Raw genomic sequence first — 18,114 nt, forward strand, 5'->3', positions numbered from 1 at the left:
GACGGTTCTACGTGGAGATCGACACCTCTGAATGAGGACTCTCCATCAGTTCCTCGTCCAGACGCACGCCGCTTTCCATCTCGATCACGGCCAGGCACGCTGCGGTGATGTCCACTTGCGCTTCTGCCTCCTCACTGTCGTGGCCGCTGACGAGAAACTCGGTGTAGGGACTCAAGGGGCCGAAATGATCTGTCCAGTGAGTGAAGGGGATGTATCCCGGCTCGGGATGCTCGAGGTGCCCCTCGGCCGCTCCGTAGCGGGCGTACATGATGGTGTTGCCCTCGATGTCGACGCACAGATACCAGTGCCGGAATCCGTCACCGGCGAGCCGATCGGTGATCTCCTGGCGCTCGACGGGATGCCAGTCCAGGGTGACGACGCCAGTGCCGACCTGGTAGAGGGAAAGGCGATCGCTGTCGACCGGCTCCCCGAGATCACGAACCGCGGCGGGGGCGGCTCCAAGACGGCGCATGGCGCCCTCGATCGTGAGAACGCCGGAGTCGGGGATCGTCACCGTGTACGCGAAGAAGCCCAAACAGAGGCGATCCAGCATGTCGTCGTAATGGGCGACGATCTTATCGAGCACGTGTCGATCCACCATTCCAGGACGAGCGGGACGTGATCCAGGACCCCGAGGACGTTGAGGCAGGTGACGTCCACCGCTGGGGCGTCCGGTGCCCGATGTCTGACCTGCGTTCCATTGTGTCCGCCGGTTCTCCGGGAAGATCCGGTTGATGAATCTACATCGTAAAGGAGGCTGGTTCGGGCCGGCTTGGGAGACCGTCAGGTGGGGTGGAGGGTGCGCTTGCGGCGACATCTTGCCGAAGACCACGTGCGGATAGTCCGCGAAGGGGACATCGAACTCGATGGGTCGAACCTTGCCGGTCTTGACGTCGATCAGGCGGTAGCCGCCGTACTCCATGCGGACGATCAGGGATGATGAGCCGACCCGGCGCCGCACGCTGAGGGCGTTGTCGTCCTTGACTGCCCGCGCGGACATGCGCGGAGTGCGCGTTAGAGCGCCCGGGAATTCGGGCATCCAGCACAATGATCGACAAAACGTCGCCCCCCGGTGCTGCGCGAGAGCTGGGGGTTCCACGATGACGCACCGGCCAGACCCGGGAGATGCCGAGGCCGATCGCAGCCAGGAGATTCCGCTGGAGGACGAGTACTCGCGTCGGCGGTTCCTGGCGTACTCGGCGGCGGGCGCCGTGGCGCCGTTCTTGATCGAGCAGGCGTCCGCGATTCCCGGCACGACCCCGGAAGCGGCGGCCGGCGTGACGAACTTCGTGGTCCAGCCGACGCCGTCCTGGTACTTCGTCCACCGGGAGAACGGATCGGAGGAGATGAAGTGGGGCCCCGTCGGACAGGCGGTGCTCGCCGGCGGGGCCGAGGGATACGGAGAATTGACGCCCAACGACCGGATGTACATCCACAACCGGGCCCGCCCGCCACGGATCGACCGTCGGACGTGGCGGCTCAAGCTGACGGGCGACGCGCTCGCCCGCCCCCGTTCGTTCACGTATGACGAACTGCTGGCGATGCCCCATGTGACGCTGAAGCGGACGATCGACTGCGGCGCCAACTGCTCCGCCTTCTTCCCCAAGCTGCCGCCCGGCGGAGCCGACGGCCGCTGGCTTCCGGTCGGCTACACCCAGTGGCACTTCGGCGCGGTGGGGGCCGCCGAGTGGACGGGTGTGCGGGCCAAGGACGTGTTGGCGGCGGCCGGGGCGGAATCACCGGTGGACGTGAAGTTCACCGGTCTGGACGTCATCGTCAACCGCAGCTTCCCCGGCGGGACGATCCGCTACTCGCAGGTCGCCCCCGCCGACAAGGTGCTCAAAGACGACACCCTGCTGGTGTACGGCATGAATGGGTGGGACCTGCCGGTCGACCACGGATACCCGCTCCGCCTGCTGCTGTCGGGATGGGCCGCCGTCACCTACGTGAAGTGACTCGGTGAGATCGAGGTGTCGAAGCATCGCATTCCGCCGGCAGGACTTCAGACAAGGCATGTGCTTGTCGGTCCTGCCTATGCCAAGCCGGTCGCCCTGAGCGTCGGCCCCGTCCGCAGCGCCATCGAGCACGACCCGGAGATCACACTCGCTCCTGGTGACATCACGCTGCGCGGGCGGGCCTGGTCGGGGTCCGGCGCGATCGATCGGGTCGACGTCTCGGTGGAGAAGCTGGCCTCGCCCGGGCGATGGGTCACCGAGATGCCATGGCGCGCGGCGAAGCTGCTGAGTTCGCCCGAACCCTACATGTGGGTGCGGTTCGAGGTGCCCTGGCCAGGGGTCAAGCCCGGCCAGTACCGCGTGATGTCACGCGCGAAGGACAAGGCCGGCAACATCCAGCCCCGCCCGGAGGACGTCGTATGGAACCAGCACGGGCTCGGATACAACGGGCACCACCCGTTGGAGCTGATCGTCGTTCCGGACAAGGACATGCCCTGATCCCGGGGAACCGGTCGTTACCCCCTCACAGGTGCGTCAGGAGTCCGTCCAGCGGTCGCGGTACGCGATCGAGCTCCAGTGCCGCGACGAACGGGCCTGAGTAGCGGATCTTGCGGCCGCTGCCTGATCCCATGAACCGGCGCAGCTGGTCGTGAGTGCTGCGCCCGCGCCATGTGGGTTGCTTCTGGAGTGTGCGAAACGAGCGGAGCTCGCCCTCGGCATCGACGACGCGTTCAACCGCGGCGGTGCCGAGAGCGCGGATCAGCTCGTCTTCCAGGTCGGCCACGCACGCGAAGAATCCGAGCGCCTCCAGATCGCTTCGGTTGAGATCGGATCCAAGGCCGGCCCGCTCGAGCCCCCTCCGGAAGGCGCCTTCTTCGCCGGCGTCATACAGACCGGCCAGCCGGAGATTGCGACCGGGAGGGCCGAACGTGCCGACGTATGTCCCGATGTTCGTGGCACCGCCCATCGCCACGACGGAGATGCCTTCGGCCGCGAGATTTCGGCCCCGGCGCTCGGCCAACGCGTTGATGGCCGACTCATCACTGGTCCCCTCGACCAGGACCACGGTGTGCGTATGGTTCACGCGCTCAGCCTCGCACCGAATGCGGCGAGTTTTGTACCCATTTTCCGGCGTTGCGGGGATGCCCGGCAACGCCCGCCCGTGACGGTCGGTAGGGAAGCCCACCGCGTGGGTGTCCATGAACTCCCGGATGCCCTCGACGCCCATCTCACGGCCCATGCCGCTGTGGTTGAACCCGCCGAACGGCGCCCGCTCGCGTCCGCCGGGCGCCGCGTTTCCGGTCAGTCCGCGATGAAGCTGATCGAGCGCACCTCGTACCCGGACGAGCGCGACCCGGTGACGTGCGTCAGCAGGGCCCCGCCCTCGTAGGAGTAGGCGCAGGTGAAGCCCTTCGGCTCGGCCGTGCACCCCTGGGGGTAGTACGTCACGCCGGCCCGGTCGTACTTCGTGCGGAACAGGGAGGAGACGGCCGTCGTCGAGGCGACCTCCAGTCCGCGGTCGCGATCACCCTTCTGCCACGCGGAGAACAGGTATGCCGCCGCCGTTGACGGGCGGGTGAGGTGGCGGGACTCGTAGACCCGGGTCACCTTCGTCCCTGAGACGATCATCAGGATCCCGTTCAGGCCGCCCGGCACCCGGACGCTGGTGTGCGTGAACCGGCACCGGTTCCCGGCGCACCCGGCGAAGCCGTCCGGCGCTCGGTAGACGTAGGAGAACAACGTGTTCACCGCGGACGGCGCGGCGATCGGGGCCGCCGCCGCGCGGTCGCCGCGCAGCCAGGCGCCGAACAGCCGCTTGGCGACCGTCGCCGGCGTGACCGGCGCGGTCCGGGCGGCCGCGGCACTCGGAACGGCGTGGCCGCCAAGCTCTGTGCCGGAAGTGGTGGCGGAAGCGGGTGAGGGGAGCAGCAGCGCGGCCGCGGCCAGTGCCGCCGCCCCATCGGTGAGCCATCGTGTCGACATGGCTGGAAGGTACCGGCGCCCGCTTGCACCTGGATTGCCCGGAGCTTGCGGCGCGCCTGTCCAGTCGCGGCGCTCGACCAGAGGCCGCTACCCACGCTGTGCGGGGCGCCTCAGGACGCCCACGTCTCCAGAGCGAGGAGATCGCGCATCGACACCATGCCCACCATGCGTCCGTCCTGTTCCACGGGCAGGTGGCGGATGCCCGCGTCCAGCATCCGGCGGGCGACCTCACGCGAGTCCTCGTCCAGGCCCGCGGTCTTCACCTCGGTCTTGGCGCACGTGGCGGCGTTCACGGAGGACGGGTCGGTGAACGTGGCCATCGCCGCGACCAGGTCCCGCTCCGTGATTATTCCGGCGACCTCGTCGCCGTCGAGCACAGCGAGCGCGCCGACCTTCTTGTCCACCATCTGCCGGGCCACCTCGGGCAGCCGTTCGTCCGCCCGGCAGCCGAAGATCATTGGGCGATAGACATTGCCGATACGCATATCTCCCCCGTCTGAGCGTCCACGCGATCGCCCGGCGGGCTCGCCGCCCGGGGCGAACGCCGTCGTCCCCGATCCGCGACGCGGCCGGCCTCGTCATCGACGAGAAGGTGGGTGCGGGTTCGGCTTCGAGTCTACGACCGTAGGAGGAAGAGCGTCGTGGACGCCCCGGGCGAGACCGGCCCCCGCGGACAGAGGGGCGGCCGGAACGGCCCGTCCGATCCGGCCGCCACCATGGTTGTGGGCGCGGCGACGCCGTTTGATCGGGACGGCTCGGGGCAGGGGGCGCGAGGGGTGTCCTCGTCCACCGGCGGCGGAGCGCGGGCGCACGGCTTGTCCGGAGCCAAGGGCAGCCGATCCGCTGGGCGGGCCGGCATCGGACGAGACGGACCGCGGCATCAGAATCGAGGAGCCTGCCGTGCTGACGATGACCGACAATGCCATGGGGGCGATCCGCGATCTCATCGTGGGCGAGTACCTGCCGCACCAGGCGGGCCTGCGGATCGCCGTGAAGCCGGACGAACGAGGCGCGCTCGAGTTCTCGCTGGCGAGCGATGCCTGGTCCGGAGACCACGTGATCGAGAAGGAGGACGTACGCGTCTTCCTCGACCCGGATGCCGTGGCGTTCCTCGAGGACAAGACCCTGGACGCCGAGCGCGACCCACGCGGCCGGCCGGTCTTCCGCCTGACGCCTTGATCACGCCGTCGGCGACGGCCGCGCCGGTCACCGGTACATCACCGGATCGGGACCCTCTTGCGGGATCCGGCCAGCGCGTCGACGAAGCCGTAGGAGATGGCCTCGTTCGCGGTGAGGATCTTGTCCCGCTCGATGTCGCGGCGGATGCGCTCCGCGCTCTGCCCCGTGTGCCGGGCGAGCAGGGTCTCCGTGAGCGCCCGCGCGCGCAGGACCTCCCGGGCGTGGATCTCCAGGTCGCTGAACTGTCCCTCCCCCTCGCCCGAGGGCTGGCGAACGAGGACGCGTGAGCGCGGCAGGGCGAGCCGCTTGCCCGGGGTTCCCGCCGCCAGCAGGACGGCGGCCGCGGAGGCGGCCTGGCCCATGCAGACGGTCTCCACGTCCGCGGCGACGTGCTGCATCGTGTCGTAGATCGCCATCATCGCGGTGAACGAGCCGCCGGGGGAGTTGATGTACAGCGAGATGTCCTGGTCGGGGTTGTCGTAGTCGAGGTACAGCATCTGCGCCATCACGTCGTTGGCGCTGGTGTCGTCGATCGGGGCGCCGAGGAAGACGATCCTCCCGGCCAGGAGCTTGGAGTAGGGATCCATCACGACCGTGCCGTGGCTGGTCCTCTCGACGACCTCCGGCAGGACGTAGCGGCTGGTGGGGTGAATCATAGGTGGCCTCCGTTCTGTACAGAATATACAGAACGTACATTACATACAGACTGCTATGTTGGATCCATGGCCGAAGAGATCCCTGTCACGCAAGCTCGGGCCGACTTCGCCGAGCTGGTGAACCGTGCCGCGTACGGCGGGGAGCGCATCGTGATGACCCGGCACGGAAAGCCGATCGTGGCCTTGGTTCCCGCCGCCGACCTCGAACGCCTGCAAGAGCTGGAGGACGCGGAACGGCAGCCTTCGGAGACGATCATTCGTCTGGGCGCGGCGGCCTTCCACCAGAGTGGGGAGTCCCACCCGGCTGAGCAGCGTCGAATCGGCATCGCCGCCGAGCACCGTCCACCGGGCACCTCCGGCACGCCCTGATCCCGCAGCACGTGGCCGATCCCGCTCCTGGCGTTGACGTTCAAGGCAGGCCGGTTCGTGGTCGGCGTGGCACCCGCCGGCGGAGCCCGGCAAAAACGCCTTGCCGTCGGACGGTAGACGGCTGTTATGGTGTGTGACGCTTGTAAGCGAAAGCTAGGAGACCAGACGTGGCAGGTGACGACGACATCTCCGGGTGATACCGGAGGTTGATCGGCCCCGGCAGGCGCGTATGACCGCCGCCGACGTGGCCGTGGTCGTCGTTCCCGAAAACCTGTCCCATTGCCGGGCGGCTTCGCTGCGCCCGGATCACGTGCTTACGAGGTCTCCCGCATGTCCGATGCGTTCATCATCTGCTCCAACCTGTCCTTTTCCTGGCCCGACGACACGCCCGTCTTCAGTGATCTGTCCTTCACCGTGGGCGGCGGCCGTACGGGCCTCGTCGCCCCGAACGGCGCGGGCAAGAGCACGCTGCTCAAACTGATCGCCGGTGAATACCGGCCCGGTGGCGGCAGCGTGTCCGTCGACGGCGTGCTCGGTTACCTCCCGCAGAGCCTGCCGCTCGACGGCGACCTCACCGTGGCCGAGGTCCTGGGCATCGCCCCCGTGATCGCGGCGCTGGACGCCATCGAATCAGGGGACGCGAGCGAGGAGCACTTCACCACGATCGGCAACGACTGGGACATCGAGGAGCGCACCCGAGCCCAGCTCGACCGGCTCGGCCTCGGCGACCTCGAGTTCGCGCGTACGCTGCGCACGCTGAGCGGCGGCCAGGTTGTGTCGCTCGGCCTGGCCGCGCAGCTCCTCAGGCGGCCCGACGTCCTGCTGCTCGACGAGCCGACGAACAACCTCGACCTCGACGCGCGCCGCAGGCTCTACGACGTGCTCGGCGACTGGAACGGCTGCCTGCTCGTGGTCAGTCACGACCGGGCCCTGCTCGACCGCATGGACCGCATCGCCGAACTCGACCGGGGCGAGGTCCGCTTCTACGGCGGCGACTTCACGGCGTACGAAGAGGCGGTCCGCACCGAGCAGGAGGCCGCCGAGCGGAACGTGCGCAGCGCCGAGCAGGAGCTCAAGCGCGAGAAGCGGGAGATGCAGCAGGCCCGCGAGCGGGCCGAACGCCGGGCGAGCAACGCCGCGCGCAACCTCAAGAGCGCCGGACTGCCGCGGATCTTCGCCGGGAACATGAAGCGGGGCGCCCAGGAGTCGGCCGGGCGGGCGGGCCAGATGCACGCCTCCCGCGTCAGCGACGCCAAGGCCCGGCTCGACGAGGCGGGGCGCGCCCTGCGCGACGACCAGAAGATCGTGCTGCAACTGCCGGGAACCAACGTCCCCGCGGGGCGCACGGTCTTCCACGGCGAGCACCTCCAGGCCCGCGACCTGTTCGCCGAGCCCGGCGTCGACCTGACGATCCGCGGACCCGAGCGCGTCGCCCTGACCGGCCCCAACGGGGCGGGCAAGTCCACCCTGCTGCGCCTGATCGGCGGCGATCTGGAGCCGGACGGCGGCATGACCCGGCGGGCCGACGGCCGGGTGGCCTACCTGTCGCAGCGGCTGGACCTGCTCGACGTCGAGCGCACCGTGGCGGAGAATCTCGCCGCGTTCGCCCCCGGCATGCCCGAGGCGGAGCGGATGAACCTGCTCGCCCGCTTCCTGTTCCGGGGCGCCCGTGCCCACCTGCCGGTCGGGGTGCTGTCGGGCGGCGAACGGCTGCGCGCCACGCTGGCCTGCGTGCTGTGCGCGGAGCCGGCACCCCAGCTTCTGCTGCTCGACGAGCCCACGAACAACCTCGACCTGGTCAGCGTGGGGCAGCTGGAGAGCGCGCTCAACGCGTACGAGGGGGCGTTCGTGGTGGTCAGCCACGATGAGCGGTTCCTCGCGGAGATCAAGGTGGGCCGCCGGCTGGAACTGTCGGGCGGGCGGCTGCTGGAGACAGGAGACCTCCCCGGCGAGTGACGCGCCGGCCTGCGTCTGCGCGTGCGGCAGGTCCGGCTCGGCCACGACAGGCGCCGCGCGCGGCGGTTACGATCACGGTTCGGCGATCGAGGAGGGCCCGGAGTGGAACGACTGACGGAGCGGTTGCGGCTGCGGATGTGGCGGGACGACGACCTCGACCCGCTGGCCGCGATGGACGGCGACCCCGAGGTGATGCGGTACATCGGTGACGGTGTGCCGCGCACCCGCGAGCAGGCGGCCGAGGCGCTGGTGAGGCTGGGGCTGGGGTGGCAGGAGCGCGGGTTCGGCCTGTTCGCGGTCGAGGTGCGGGAGACAGGGGAGTTCGCGGGGTGGGTCGGCCTGGCGGTTCCGGAGTTTCTGCCGGAGGTGATGCCCGCCGTGGAGATCGGCTGGCGGCTGGGACCGGCGCACTGGGGCCGCGGCTACGCCACCGAAGCGGCGAGTGAGGTGCTGGCTTTCGGGTTCCGGGAGGTGGGGCTGGACGAGATCGTCAGCGTCGCCCACGTGGACAACACGGCGTCCTTGCGGGTGATGGCCAAGCTCGGAATGCGCCCGGAGCGCCGTACGGCGGTCCCGAGCACCGGTCGGCCTGTTCAGGTCACCGTGATCACGAGGGAGGAGTACGCGGCCACGCCCGGTGCCGCGTCCCCCACCCCATAGGGCGCCGTGCCCGCTCCCTCGTCGAACCTTGGGACCTCCGCGCCGGACGCCGGGTGAATCCCGCCGGAGCCGCGCGCAGCAGGGCGTGATCTGTCAGACACGACCAAGGACACGGCGTATGCCGGCCGCCACCCAGATCGTGGACAGGCCGGCGTACACGCACAACAGAGCTGTGGTCGGCGAGGTGAGAACCGCCGACGCGGCGATGGCCAGGGCAAGCAGGGCCGTCCAGCCGTACAGGACCGTCCGGCCCCGGGCGGACCCGGTGTGCACGGCCTCTTGGACAGAGGTGACCAGGGCCATGACGGCCACGCCCGCGGTGCCGACAGCGTTCAGGCCGAGCGTCACTCCCAGCGTGAGCACCGCCGCGCCCACGGCCACCAGGCCGCAGCACATCAGGGCCGCGCGAGCCTCGGCATCGGAGAAGAGCAGCCGGGTGGCCTTCATGCGGGCCAGGCGCAGCGTGGTCCACGCCTCGGCGACCCACGCCGCCCAGTGCAGCACCGCGACGAGAACGAAGAACACGATGAGAGGCGGTACGGCGGGCAGCAGGAACACGAGCCGCCGGTTGCCGCGGAACCTGCCCTGCAGTCGCGTGAGCCTTCGGTAAAGAGGATTGCGCTGCTTCAGCGCGGCCACGAGGAGATCCCTGGCCTCGTCGAAGCCTGGGGCGAGACGGAGCACTTCGCGGAAGGCGTCCGCCGCTCGCCGGGGATCACCGAAGGCCAGCGCCATCCGGCCGTACGCCAGGTGCGCGGTGGCGCTCTCCGGGTCCAGCTGTACGGCGTGCGCGGCCGCGGCCCTGGCCTGCTCCTCCTCTCCCGTCTTCGTGAGAGCCAGCGCCAGCAGGCTCACCAGATCGGAATCCTGCGGATCCAAGGCCAGCCCGCGGCGCGCCGCCTCGGCCGTCTCGGGCCACTCGCCTTTCATCAGGTGTGCCCGGGCCAGCAGCTCCCAGGCCGGCGCGAACTCGGGCTCGAGAGCCAGGGACGCGTTGATCGCGGCGATCGTCTCATCGGGACGGCCGGCGTGTTGATACACCTGTCCGGCCATGTAGTGGGTGAGCCACTGGTCGGGCGCCAGCCGGACCGCCTCATGCGCTTCCGCGACGCCTTCGGCCACGTTGCCCTGCTGGACCAGGGCGAGGGCCAGGAAGGAGTGCGCGGTGACGTGCTGCGGCTCCTGGGCGAGCACACCGCGCAGCTCCCGCTCGGCGTCAGCGGGACGGCGCATCTCCAGCAGCGTGCGCGCCCGCTGGACTGAGTCGGCGACAGCTACCACTTGCGCTTGACCCAGGGCATCAGCTCGTCCCAGGCGCCGGAGTCGTTGGCGTGCATCACGTAGTTGCGCGCGGTGGACATCCACTCGCGGACCGCCGTGGGCCGTACGGTCTGCGCGGCGGCGAGCAGATCGGGCGTCGACAGCGGGATGGGGCGGCCGGCACGGATCGACTGCTGGAGCTTGGCCTCCACCGCCCGGTCCACCACACCCTTCAGGTCCGCGCCGACGCAATGCTCGGTCGCCCGCGCCACCGCGTCGAAGTCCATTTCGGCCAGGGGCTTGTCTCGGCACAGGATGCGCAAAATGGCCGCGCGCGCCGCGGCGTCGGGCGGCGGCACGAACACCGGCTGGTCGAGGCGGCCCGGTCGGCGGAACGCCACATCCACGTACCACGGAGCGTTCGTGGCAGCCAGCACCAGGACGCCCTCGTTGGCCTTCTGGTCCACGCCGTCGAGCTCGGCCAGGAACTGGTTGACGAGCTGCCGCGTGTGCGCCTGGCGCATGTCGGAGCGGCGGGCCGCCAGCGCGTCGACCTCGTCGAAGAACAGTACGCACGGCCGGTTGCGGCGGGCCATTTCGAATGTGGCGCGCAGGTTGCGCTCGCTCGACCCGATGTACATGTCGAGGATGTCGGCCAGTCCCACGTTGACGAAAGCCGCGCCCAGTTCGCCGGCGGCGGCCCTGGCCAGGTGAGTCTTGCCCGCGCCCGGAGGCCCGTACAGCAGTACCCCGCCGCCGGCGCGCTTGCCGTACGCGGCGAACAGCTCCGGCTGCTGGAGCGGCAGCAGGAGCTTGATCCGCAGCGCCTCCTTGACCGCCTCCATGCCCGCCACGTCAGCGAAGGAGAGCCCGGCGCGCTCCACCTCGGCACCATCCGGCGGCGGGGAGCCCGCCGCCGGGTACGCCGGTGCGGGAGCGGGCGCAGGATGTGCCGGGTAGGTCGGGTGAGCCGGGTAGGCCGGTGTGGAGCCTGCTGCCACGTACGCCGGGGCGGGGGCGGGCGCCGGGTACGGTGACGCGGGTACGGACTCCGCCGCCGGGTAGGCCGGCGCGGGGGCGGGCGCCGGGTACGGCGATGCGGGCACGGGAGGGGCCGACAGGCGGGCGGCGAGATCGGCGTCGCCCACGGACGGATCACGGGATACCGCGTCGTGGTAGCGGTGGGCCGCCCGTGCCGTGTCGCCCTCGGCCAGTAGCGCCCGAGCCGCCAGCACGCCGAGCTTGGGCGGGTAGCCGGGTGAAGCCAGCAACGGTTCGAGCGCCGCCAGCGCGGCGCCGTAGGCGCTCTGCCGGACGAACGCCTCCGCCAGACCTGCCGTGATGTCCGCGTTCTTGGGGGCAAGCACGAGAGCGGCCCGGTACTCGGCCTCCGCCTCAGCGAGATATCCCATGGCCAGGAGCTGCCCGGCGAGGTGTTGCCGCAGGGGGAGATTCTCCGGAGAAAGGCGGGCCGCCTCGCGGAGCGCCCGCAGGCCGGCGTCGTCGAGCATATGGTGCTCCCTTTTTCGCAGGTTTCGGTCGGTCACGATCTATGCAAGATATCGAAATCGACGTACATGCACCGGTTCGGCGATCTAGGCCCGGCCGAGCGAGAGGGGCGGCGCTCCGACGCGGGACGGCCACATCGCCGATCGGAGCTGATCGATGACAGAGGTACCGGCCTGGGTCGGGTGGCTGGTCGACACCAGAAGACACCGGTCACCCAGGGGTGTCTCCAGATGGGTCCTCACGCCGCGGTCCGCGACCTGATCAACGGGATCTGCCCGCCGGCGAGCACCATCGCGACCTGGCGGGGGGACAGGCGGTGCCGGACGACGAAGTCGGCGCCCGTAGTCGTGTCGCGTACCGTGATGTCGCCGCCCCTCTCCAGCGCGCCGCGCAGGTCCTCCAGGGACAGCTCGTCGCCTTGGCCGACGCGGTCGTAGTCCGCCGGGTCGGCGAACTCGAGGGCCAGCACGCCGAAGTTGGCGAGGTTCTGCCAGTGGATGCGCGCGTACGACTTCGCGATCACCGCGCGCAGGCCGAGGTAGCGGGGCGCTATCACCGCGTGTTCGCGCGAGGACCCCTGGCCGTAGTTGTCGCCTCCGACGACGACGTGCGGGCCGGCCTGATGCGCGCGCGCCGGGTAGCTCTCGTCGATCTGGCTGAAGGTGAACTCGGCGAGCCGCGCGATGTCGCTGCGGAAGGGCAGCACGCGGGCCCCAGCGGGCAGGATCTCGTCGGTGGAGACGTTGTCGCCCACCTTGATCAGGACCGGGGCGCGCAGCCGGTCCGGCAACGGGTCGAAGTCGGGGAGCGTCCCGATGCTGGGCGCCTTGACCAGTTCGACCCGCCGCGCGTCGGCGGGGGCGAGGGGCGGCTCGAACATGCCCTCGGCGACGGAGGCCCGCTCGGGCAGCGTCACGACGGGATACTCGATCCCCAGCAGGCCGGGCAGCGTCCTCGGGTCGGTGATGCGTCCGGTCAGCGCGGCGGCCGCCGCCGTCTCCGGAGAGCACAGCCACACCGAGTCCTCCTTCGTCCCCGATCGGCCGGGGAAGTTGCGCGGCATGGTGCGCAGGCTGTTGCGACCGACCGCGGGCGCCTGCCCCATGCCGATGCACCCCATGCATCCGGCCTGGTGCAGCCGTGCGCCGGCCCTGATCAGGTCGAGGGTGGCCCCCATGCGGGTGAGGTCGGCGAGGGTCTCCCGCGAGGTCGGATTTATGTCCACCGACACCTGCGGATGCGCCTGGCGACCGGCCAGGACGGCGGCGACGATCGCGAAATCCCGCAACCCGGGGTTGGCCGACGATCCGACCACCACCTGATGGACCTCCTCGCCGGCGACCTCGTGTACGGGGACGACGTTGCCCGGCGAGGAGGGCGCGGCGATCAGCGGTTCCAGGGCGGACAGGTCGATCTCCTCGTGAACGTCGTAATCAGCGTCCGGATCGGGGAGGATCTCGGTGAAGTCGCCCGCCCGCCCCTCGGCGGCGAGGAACGCGCGGACCTGGTCGTCGGCCGGGAACACGGTCGTGGTCGCGCCGAGTTCCGCGCCCATGTTGGCGATGACGTGCCGGTCCATCGCGGTCAGTGCCGCCAGCCCGGGTCCGTGGTACTCGATGACGCGGCCCACCCCGCCGTCGACGCCGTGCCGGCGCAGCATCTCCAGGATCACGTCCTTGGCCGAGACCCACGGCGGGAGCGCGCCGGTCAGGCGTACGCCCCAGATCTCCGGCATCGTCAGGTACAGCGGCTGCCCCGCCATCGCCATGGCGACCTCCAGGCCGCCCACGCCGACGGCCAGCATGCCCAGTGAGCCGGCGGCGCAGGTGTGGGAGTCGGAGCCGACCATCGACGCACCCGGGACTCCGAAGCGCTGCATGTGCGCGGGATGCGACACGCCGTTGCCCGGCCGGGAGTACCAGACCCCGAAGCGGTGGCAGGCCGAACGCAGGAACAGATGATCGGCCATGTTCCGTTCGTCGGTCTGCAGCAGGTTGTGGTCGACGTACTGCACCGATGTGCGGGTGCGCACCCGGTCCAGGCCGAGCGCTTCCAGCTCCAGCATCACCATCGTCCCCGTCGCGTCCTGCGTGAGCGTCTGGTCGATGCGCAGCCCGATCTCCTCCCCGGGTGTCATCACGCCGTCCACGAGGTGGGCGCCGATCAGTTTCCGGGTGACGTTGAGTCCGGTCATGGCTCTCACCCCTTGACCGCGAACCGCCGGCACGAGCAAGCGTCCGTCACGCCCGTCTGCGGCGTGCTGTGCCGTGCCGTGCCCCACGGCCCACTGTACGGCGGCGCGGCCCGGGACCATCAGGGCAGCTCACGCCGGTCGCGGATCTCGCCCCTTCGCCCCGGGGGCGAGCGGGGCGCCACGTCCGAACGCGCCGGACGGCCGGGGCGGCTCGCGCGATCACCGCGAGGCGAAATGATATTTCTTTTTCCCTTCAGCCCCTTCATGCTTACTGTTCACTCGTGCCCTCCACTGTGGCCGCTCGAGACCAAAGCGCCTTTATGGGCGCTTTATCCGAACGTGATGAAAGGGACTGCACCCGATGCAGCCAGTGGCAGCACGAAAGCTGCTGGGAAGCTCGAGCATTCGAGGACGTTTCGCCGTGGTAGCCGTGGTCGCGACGCTGCTGGTCAGCGGTGTCGTGACGGCGGCGCACGCCGACCCCGACCCGGGGAAACCCGGTAAGGGACGTCCCAGCCCGACGCCGACCGGCTCTCGTACCCCCCCCAACCCTCAGCCCCGCCGACGGTTCGTTCCTCGAGGGCACGGCCAAGGTCGCGGCCGTTCCGGCCGAGGCCGGTGACAGCGTCACGGAGCTCGCCGTGGACGGTGCCGCGATCAAGGCCACCCGGACGGTGGGCGTCTCCCGGCTCCGCTTCGACGTCGGCTCGAACTCGACCGAGGCGCGCTACCACAACTACGTGCTCGTCAACGGCGCGTACCGGAGCGACATCGGCGACCACGTGAGCGAGCGGGCGACCATCGAGATCCCGAACGAGCACCTCGTCAAGGGTGAGAACACCATCGAGATCTTCGCCGGGACGATCAACAGCTCCTGCGGCGTCAACTACGACGACTTCGTCCTGTCCGACGTGAGCCTCGAACTTCTCGGCGAGGTCGCGGACGGCGAGGACAACCCGTACACCCTCTCCTTCGGTGACGGAAACTGTGGCTCGAACACCTCGCTGCTCAAGCAGGCCAAACTGACGTTCTTCGTTCAGGGCGACCCGCAGGGCACCACGGGTCTCGCCGCGGACCTGGACACCACCAAGCTGGGCAACGGCGAGCACGCCATCACGGCCAAGACCGCGGCCGGGGTCACCGTCAAGAACAGCGTGACCGTGAACAACTCTCCGGCCGGGGCGCCGCGGTTGCTGCCCACGGACGGCACGCTCGTGGCGGGTGACCAGTCGGTCTTCGCGACCGTGCCCGCCGAGGGCGGAGGCGGCGTCACGTCCCTCACCGTCGACGGCGCCGAGCCCACCACGAAGGCCACCCTGGGCAACGGGGCGGCGACGTTCAGCTTCGACGTGGGCGCGGACTCGATCGACGACAAGTACGACGACTACTTACTCGTCAACGGAAAGCGCATCGACCTGGGCGGCTCCTGGGCCGGCCGGCGAGTCCCCATCGCGGTGCCCGCCCGATTCCTGGTGCCCGGCGACAACACGATCAAGGTCGTGACCGGGGACTACAAGACGTCCTGCGGGATCGACCGCGACGACTTCACCATCGCGAACCTCGACCTCGCCCTCGACGGCGCCACCGTGACCGGCAAGGACATCAAGCCGTCGTACGAGATGGGCGACGGCGACTGCGGCAGCAGCCAGACCGCCCTGCGCGAGGTCGAACTGCACTACACGATCGACGCCCGGCCGGTGCATGTCGTCCAGACGCTCGGCTCGGGTGACGCGACCCTCAGCTTCACCGTGGGCAGCAACTCGATCGAGGCGCGCTACCAGAACTACCTGCTCGTCAACGGGCGGAAGGTCGTGCTCGACGGCGACTTCGTCAGCCGGCGTGTCGACTTCACGTTCCCGAACGAGTACCTCGTGCCCGGCTGGAACACGATCGACTTCGTGACCGGCACCTATCCGACGTCGTGCGGCGCCAACCGCGACGACTTCGCGATCTCGAACATCGCCCTCGCCCCGGTGCGGGGGACGGCGGCCGGCCAGATGCTCAAGAGCTCGTACAGCATGGGCGACGGCAACTGCGGCGACAACGTGAACCTGCTCACCGAGATCGACCTCGAATTCCTCGTGGACGCGCCCGCCGGCGGTCTGCGCGCGGACCTCGACACCACCGCCGTCAAGGACGGCAAGCACACGCTCGCCGCGGCCTCGACGTCGGGGGAGACCGCCACCCGCACGCTGATCACCGACAACTCCGCGCCCAAGGTCGCCGCCAGCGTCCCGGCCGCGGGGGAGAAGCTCACCGCCTCGGTCGTGCTGGACGTCACGCTTGAGGACGCCTCCGGCGTCGTGTCCGGGCCGGACGTCACGCTCGACGGCCGGCCGATCGCGCTGGGCGCCCAGGTGGGCCCCGGGCTGTCGCCCGGCGCGCACACCCTGGCCGTGACCGGCTCCGACGGCCTCGGCAACACCGCCACGCGTGAGATCACGTTCGAGTCCGCGGGCGTCCCGGACGTCCCCGCCGAGCTCGCACCGGCGGTGGGCAGCGTCGACGTGTCGGGATCCGTCACGCTCTCGGCGAAGGTGGCCGAGCCCGGCGGCGGTCAGGTGAAGGCGACGTTCTCCGAGGCCGAGATCCTGACCCCGAACCAGGCATACCAGGGCGTGGCCGCGACCGTCCCCACGACCCTGCAGGTGCCCGGCGAGCAGAAGATCACGACCAAGGGGCTCGACCCCGCCGACGGCGCGACGCTCGACGCGCCCGCCGGCCGGGACGTCACCTACCAGCGGTTCGACATCCAGGTGAAGGGCCACGTGGACGCCCCGGTCCTGCGCTGGGAAGGCGTCATCGACCCCGAGCGCCTGGCGTCCCTGCGCGCCTGGAACACCAAGACCAAGGCGTGGGATCTCCTGACGAGCTCCCGCGGCGCCGCCGAGGGCAACACCACGCTCACCTCCGTCGTCGGCGCGGAGTACATCGACGGCCAGAAGGTCCACGTCATGGTGACGGGCGAGGACCCGTTCGCCGACGACATCGACCCCGGCGACCCGAACGGCTTCGCCGACCCCTCCACGTACGACTTCTCGATCGTCCACTTCACCGACACGCAGTACATCTCCGAAGGCGCGGTGGAGCAGGAGACCGCCGAGGAGCGCGCGGTGTGGGAGTCCGCCTACTCCGGCATCGTCAACTGGATCAAGGACAACAAGGACCCGCGCAAGATCTCCTACGTCGCGCACACCGGCGACATCATCGAGAACAACATCCGCAAGCCCGCGGACGAGGCCATGCAGAAGCAGGTCGTCGGCGAGCTCGAGGTGTCCTCCCGGCAGCAGCGCGTGCTGGACGAGGCCGGCATCCCGAACGGCGTGATCGCCGGCAACCACGACAACCAGTCGGGCACCGAGGACGGGCCGGAGGCGATCTACAACAAGTACTACGGCCCCGGCCGGTACCAGACGGCGGCGCAGGGCTGGCAGCACGCCGAGTACGGCGGGCCGTGGAAGGAAGGCGACAACCAGAACCACTACGACCTGTTCTCCGCCGGCGGGCTGGACTTCGTCGTGGTCGGCCTGTCGTACGGCGTCACGCGGGAGGAGGCCGAGTGGGCCGACTCCATCTTCAAGCGGTTCCCCGACCGCAACGGCATCCTGCTCTCGCACGACTACCTCGTGCCGAGCACCAACCCGGACGGACGCGGCGCCGGATTCTCGGCTCCCGACGGCTCGATGCTGTACAAGACGGTGGTCGAGAAGAACCCGAACGTCTTCCTCATCCTCGCCGGGCATGAGCACGGCGTGGCCACCAACGTCAAGCCGAAGGTGGGCCAGGTCGGCAAGGGTGTCGTCGAGCTGCTGGCGGACTACCAGTTCTACACGGTGTCGGCCGACCGCCTCGGGCTCACCGAGGTCGGCGGATACAACCCGGACGACCAGCTCCAGTTCGGCGCGAGCTTCTTCCGCCTGCTGCAGTTCAACGTCAAGCGGTCGGAGCTGACCGTGGACACCTACTCCCCGCTGCTCAATGACTTCGGCGCCGGCGAGTTCGACCCGCTGCGCCGTTACGACGGGCGCGAGGACAACATGGTGCTCCCGGTCGACCTCACCACCCGCACGACGAGCTTCGCGACCGACTCGCTGGCGATCTACAAGCCCACCCGGGTCGTCGGCACGAGCACGGTCGAGTCGGGGCAGGTCGCCTCGGTGGTCTGGGACCGCCTCAAGGCCAACACGGCCTACGCGTGGTTCGTCACGGCACGCTCCACCGGCGGCGGCCTGACCGCGTCCGAACCGAGCGTCTTCGTCACGAAGAACGAGCACGGCCGTCCCGGCGACTGGGGGCCGGACTCGCCGATGTACCGCTGGTTCCAGCGCAAGTAACCCCATCTCCGCCGCCCCGGGCCCCGGTCCGGGGCGGCGTTCCCCTGCCGGATTTCCCG

At 69.9% G+C, this 18,114-nt stretch carries 15 protein-coding genes; 7 read left to right on the top strand and 8 right to left on the bottom strand.

The genetic code is table 11. The annotated features are described in order from the left end of the window. Nucleotides 1-7 precede the first annotated feature (7 nt). Nucleotides 8-1,039 (bottom strand): hypothetical protein, encoded by a 1,032-nt coding sequence (locus ACQP1V_RS18995; protein ID WP_433424882.1) that lies wholly within the window; start codon nucleotides 1,037-1,039, stop codon nucleotides 8-10. 61 nt (nucleotides 1,040-1,100) lie between these two features. Here ACQP1V_RS18995 and ACQP1V_RS19000 point away from each other — a divergent pair, with 61 nt between their 5' ends. Both ACQP1V_RS19000 and ACQP1V_RS19005 read left to right on the top strand, forming a co-directional pair. After that, on the top strand, nucleotides 1,101-1,955 hold the full coding sequence (locus ACQP1V_RS19000; protein WP_433424885.1) for a molybdopterin-dependent oxidoreductase: 855 nt from the start codon (nucleotides 1,101-1,103) through the stop codon (nucleotides 1,953-1,955). Between the two features lie 60 nt (nucleotides 1,956-2,015). Further along, on the top strand, nucleotides 2,016-2,453 hold the full coding sequence (locus ACQP1V_RS19005; RefSeq protein ID WP_433424887.1) for a hypothetical protein: 438 nt from the start codon (nucleotides 2,016-2,018) through the stop codon (nucleotides 2,451-2,453). A gap of 25 nt (nucleotides 2,454-2,478) precedes the next feature. On the opposite strand, the gene ACQP1V_RS19010 is transcribed toward ACQP1V_RS19005, so the two are convergent. The 3 genes from ACQP1V_RS19010 to ACQP1V_RS19020 form a co-directional block, all read right to left on the bottom strand. Further along, nucleotides 2,479-3,195, bottom strand: a complete 717-nt coding sequence (locus ACQP1V_RS19010) for a TOPRIM nucleotidyl transferase/hydrolase domain-containing protein (RefSeq protein ID WP_433424888.1) — start codon at nucleotides 3,193-3,195, stop codon at nucleotides 2,479-2,481. A 62-nt stretch (nucleotides 3,196-3,257) separates the two neighbouring features. Beyond that, nucleotides 3,258-3,938, bottom strand: a complete 681-nt coding sequence (locus ACQP1V_RS19015) for a hypothetical protein (protein ID WP_433424890.1) — start codon at nucleotides 3,936-3,938, stop codon at nucleotides 3,258-3,260. 110 nt (nucleotides 3,939-4,048) lie between these two features. Further along, nucleotides 4,049-4,423, bottom strand: a complete 375-nt coding sequence (locus ACQP1V_RS19020; protein ID WP_433424891.1) for a CBS domain-containing protein — start codon at nucleotides 4,421-4,423, stop codon at nucleotides 4,049-4,051. Nucleotides 4,424-4,838: 415 nt separating this feature from the next. On the opposite strand from ACQP1V_RS19020, the gene ACQP1V_RS19025 reads away from it, so the two are divergent. Further along, complete coding sequence (locus ACQP1V_RS19025) at nucleotides 4,839-5,117, top strand: HesB/IscA family protein (protein WP_433424893.1); 279 nt, start codon at nucleotides 4,839-4,841, stop codon at nucleotides 5,115-5,117. A 38-nt stretch (nucleotides 5,118-5,155) separates the two neighbouring features. On the opposite strand, the gene ACQP1V_RS19030 is transcribed toward ACQP1V_RS19025, so the two are convergent. After that, a complete protein-coding gene (locus ACQP1V_RS19030) occupies nucleotides 5,156-5,773 on the bottom strand; it encodes an ATP-dependent Clp protease proteolytic subunit (protein ID WP_433424895.1) in 618 nt (205 codons plus the stop codon). A 66-nt stretch (nucleotides 5,774-5,839) separates the two neighbouring features. On the opposite strand from ACQP1V_RS19030, the gene ACQP1V_RS19035 reads away from it, so the two are divergent. The 3 genes from ACQP1V_RS19035 (at nucleotide 5,840) to ACQP1V_RS19045 (ending at nucleotide 8,758) form a co-directional block, all read left to right on the top strand. Beyond that, complete coding sequence (locus ACQP1V_RS19035; protein WP_433424897.1) at nucleotides 5,840-6,142, top strand: type II toxin-antitoxin system Phd/YefM family antitoxin; 303 nt, start codon at nucleotides 5,840-5,842, stop codon at nucleotides 6,140-6,142. Between the two features lie 330 nt (nucleotides 6,143-6,472). Continuing rightward, the gene (locus ACQP1V_RS19040; protein ID WP_433424899.1) at nucleotides 6,473-8,098 is read left to right on the top strand and encodes an ABC-F family ATP-binding cassette domain-containing protein; all 1,626 of its coding nucleotides are present in this window, start codon (nucleotides 6,473-6,475) and stop codon (nucleotides 8,096-8,098) included. A gap of 102 nt (nucleotides 8,099-8,200) precedes the next feature. After that, a complete protein-coding gene (locus ACQP1V_RS19045) occupies nucleotides 8,201-8,758 on the top strand; it encodes a GNAT family N-acetyltransferase (protein ID WP_433424901.1) in 558 nt (185 codons plus the stop codon). Between the two features lie 93 nt (nucleotides 8,759-8,851). Here ACQP1V_RS19045 and ACQP1V_RS19050 read toward each other — a convergent pair whose 3' ends face one another. The 3 genes from ACQP1V_RS19050 to ACQP1V_RS19060 all read right to left on the bottom strand — a co-directional run bounded on the left by ACQP1V_RS19050 (nucleotide 8,852) and on the right by ACQP1V_RS19060 (nucleotide 13,721). Further along, nucleotides 8,852-10,123, bottom strand: a complete 1,272-nt coding sequence (locus tag ACQP1V_RS19050; RefSeq protein ID WP_433424903.1) for a tetratricopeptide repeat protein — start codon at nucleotides 10,121-10,123, stop codon at nucleotides 8,852-8,854. Beyond that, entirely contained in the window at nucleotides 10,033-11,529 is a 1,497-nt protein-coding gene (locus ACQP1V_RS19055) for an ATP-binding protein (protein ID WP_433424905.1), read from the bottom strand. Before ACQP1V_RS19055 ends, ACQP1V_RS19050 begins: the two co-directional genes overlap by 91 nt. 236 nt (nucleotides 11,530-11,765) lie before the next feature. Beyond that, complete coding sequence (locus ACQP1V_RS19060; RefSeq protein ID WP_433424906.1) at nucleotides 11,766-13,721, bottom strand: aconitate hydratase; 1,956 nt, start codon at nucleotides 13,719-13,721, stop codon at nucleotides 11,766-11,768. 641 nt (nucleotides 13,722-14,362) lie between these two features. Here ACQP1V_RS19060 and ACQP1V_RS19065 point away from each other — a divergent pair. Further along, entirely contained in the window at nucleotides 14,363-18,055 is a 3,693-nt protein-coding gene (locus ACQP1V_RS19065; protein ID WP_433424908.1) for a metallophosphoesterase, read from the top strand. Nucleotides 18,056-18,114: the final 59 nt, after the last annotated feature.

Source organism: Microtetraspora malaysiensis (genome assembly GCF_050947145.1).
Taxonomy (GTDB): domain Bacteria; phylum Actinomycetota; class Actinomycetes; order Streptosporangiales; family Streptosporangiaceae; genus Microtetraspora_A; species Microtetraspora_A malaysiensis.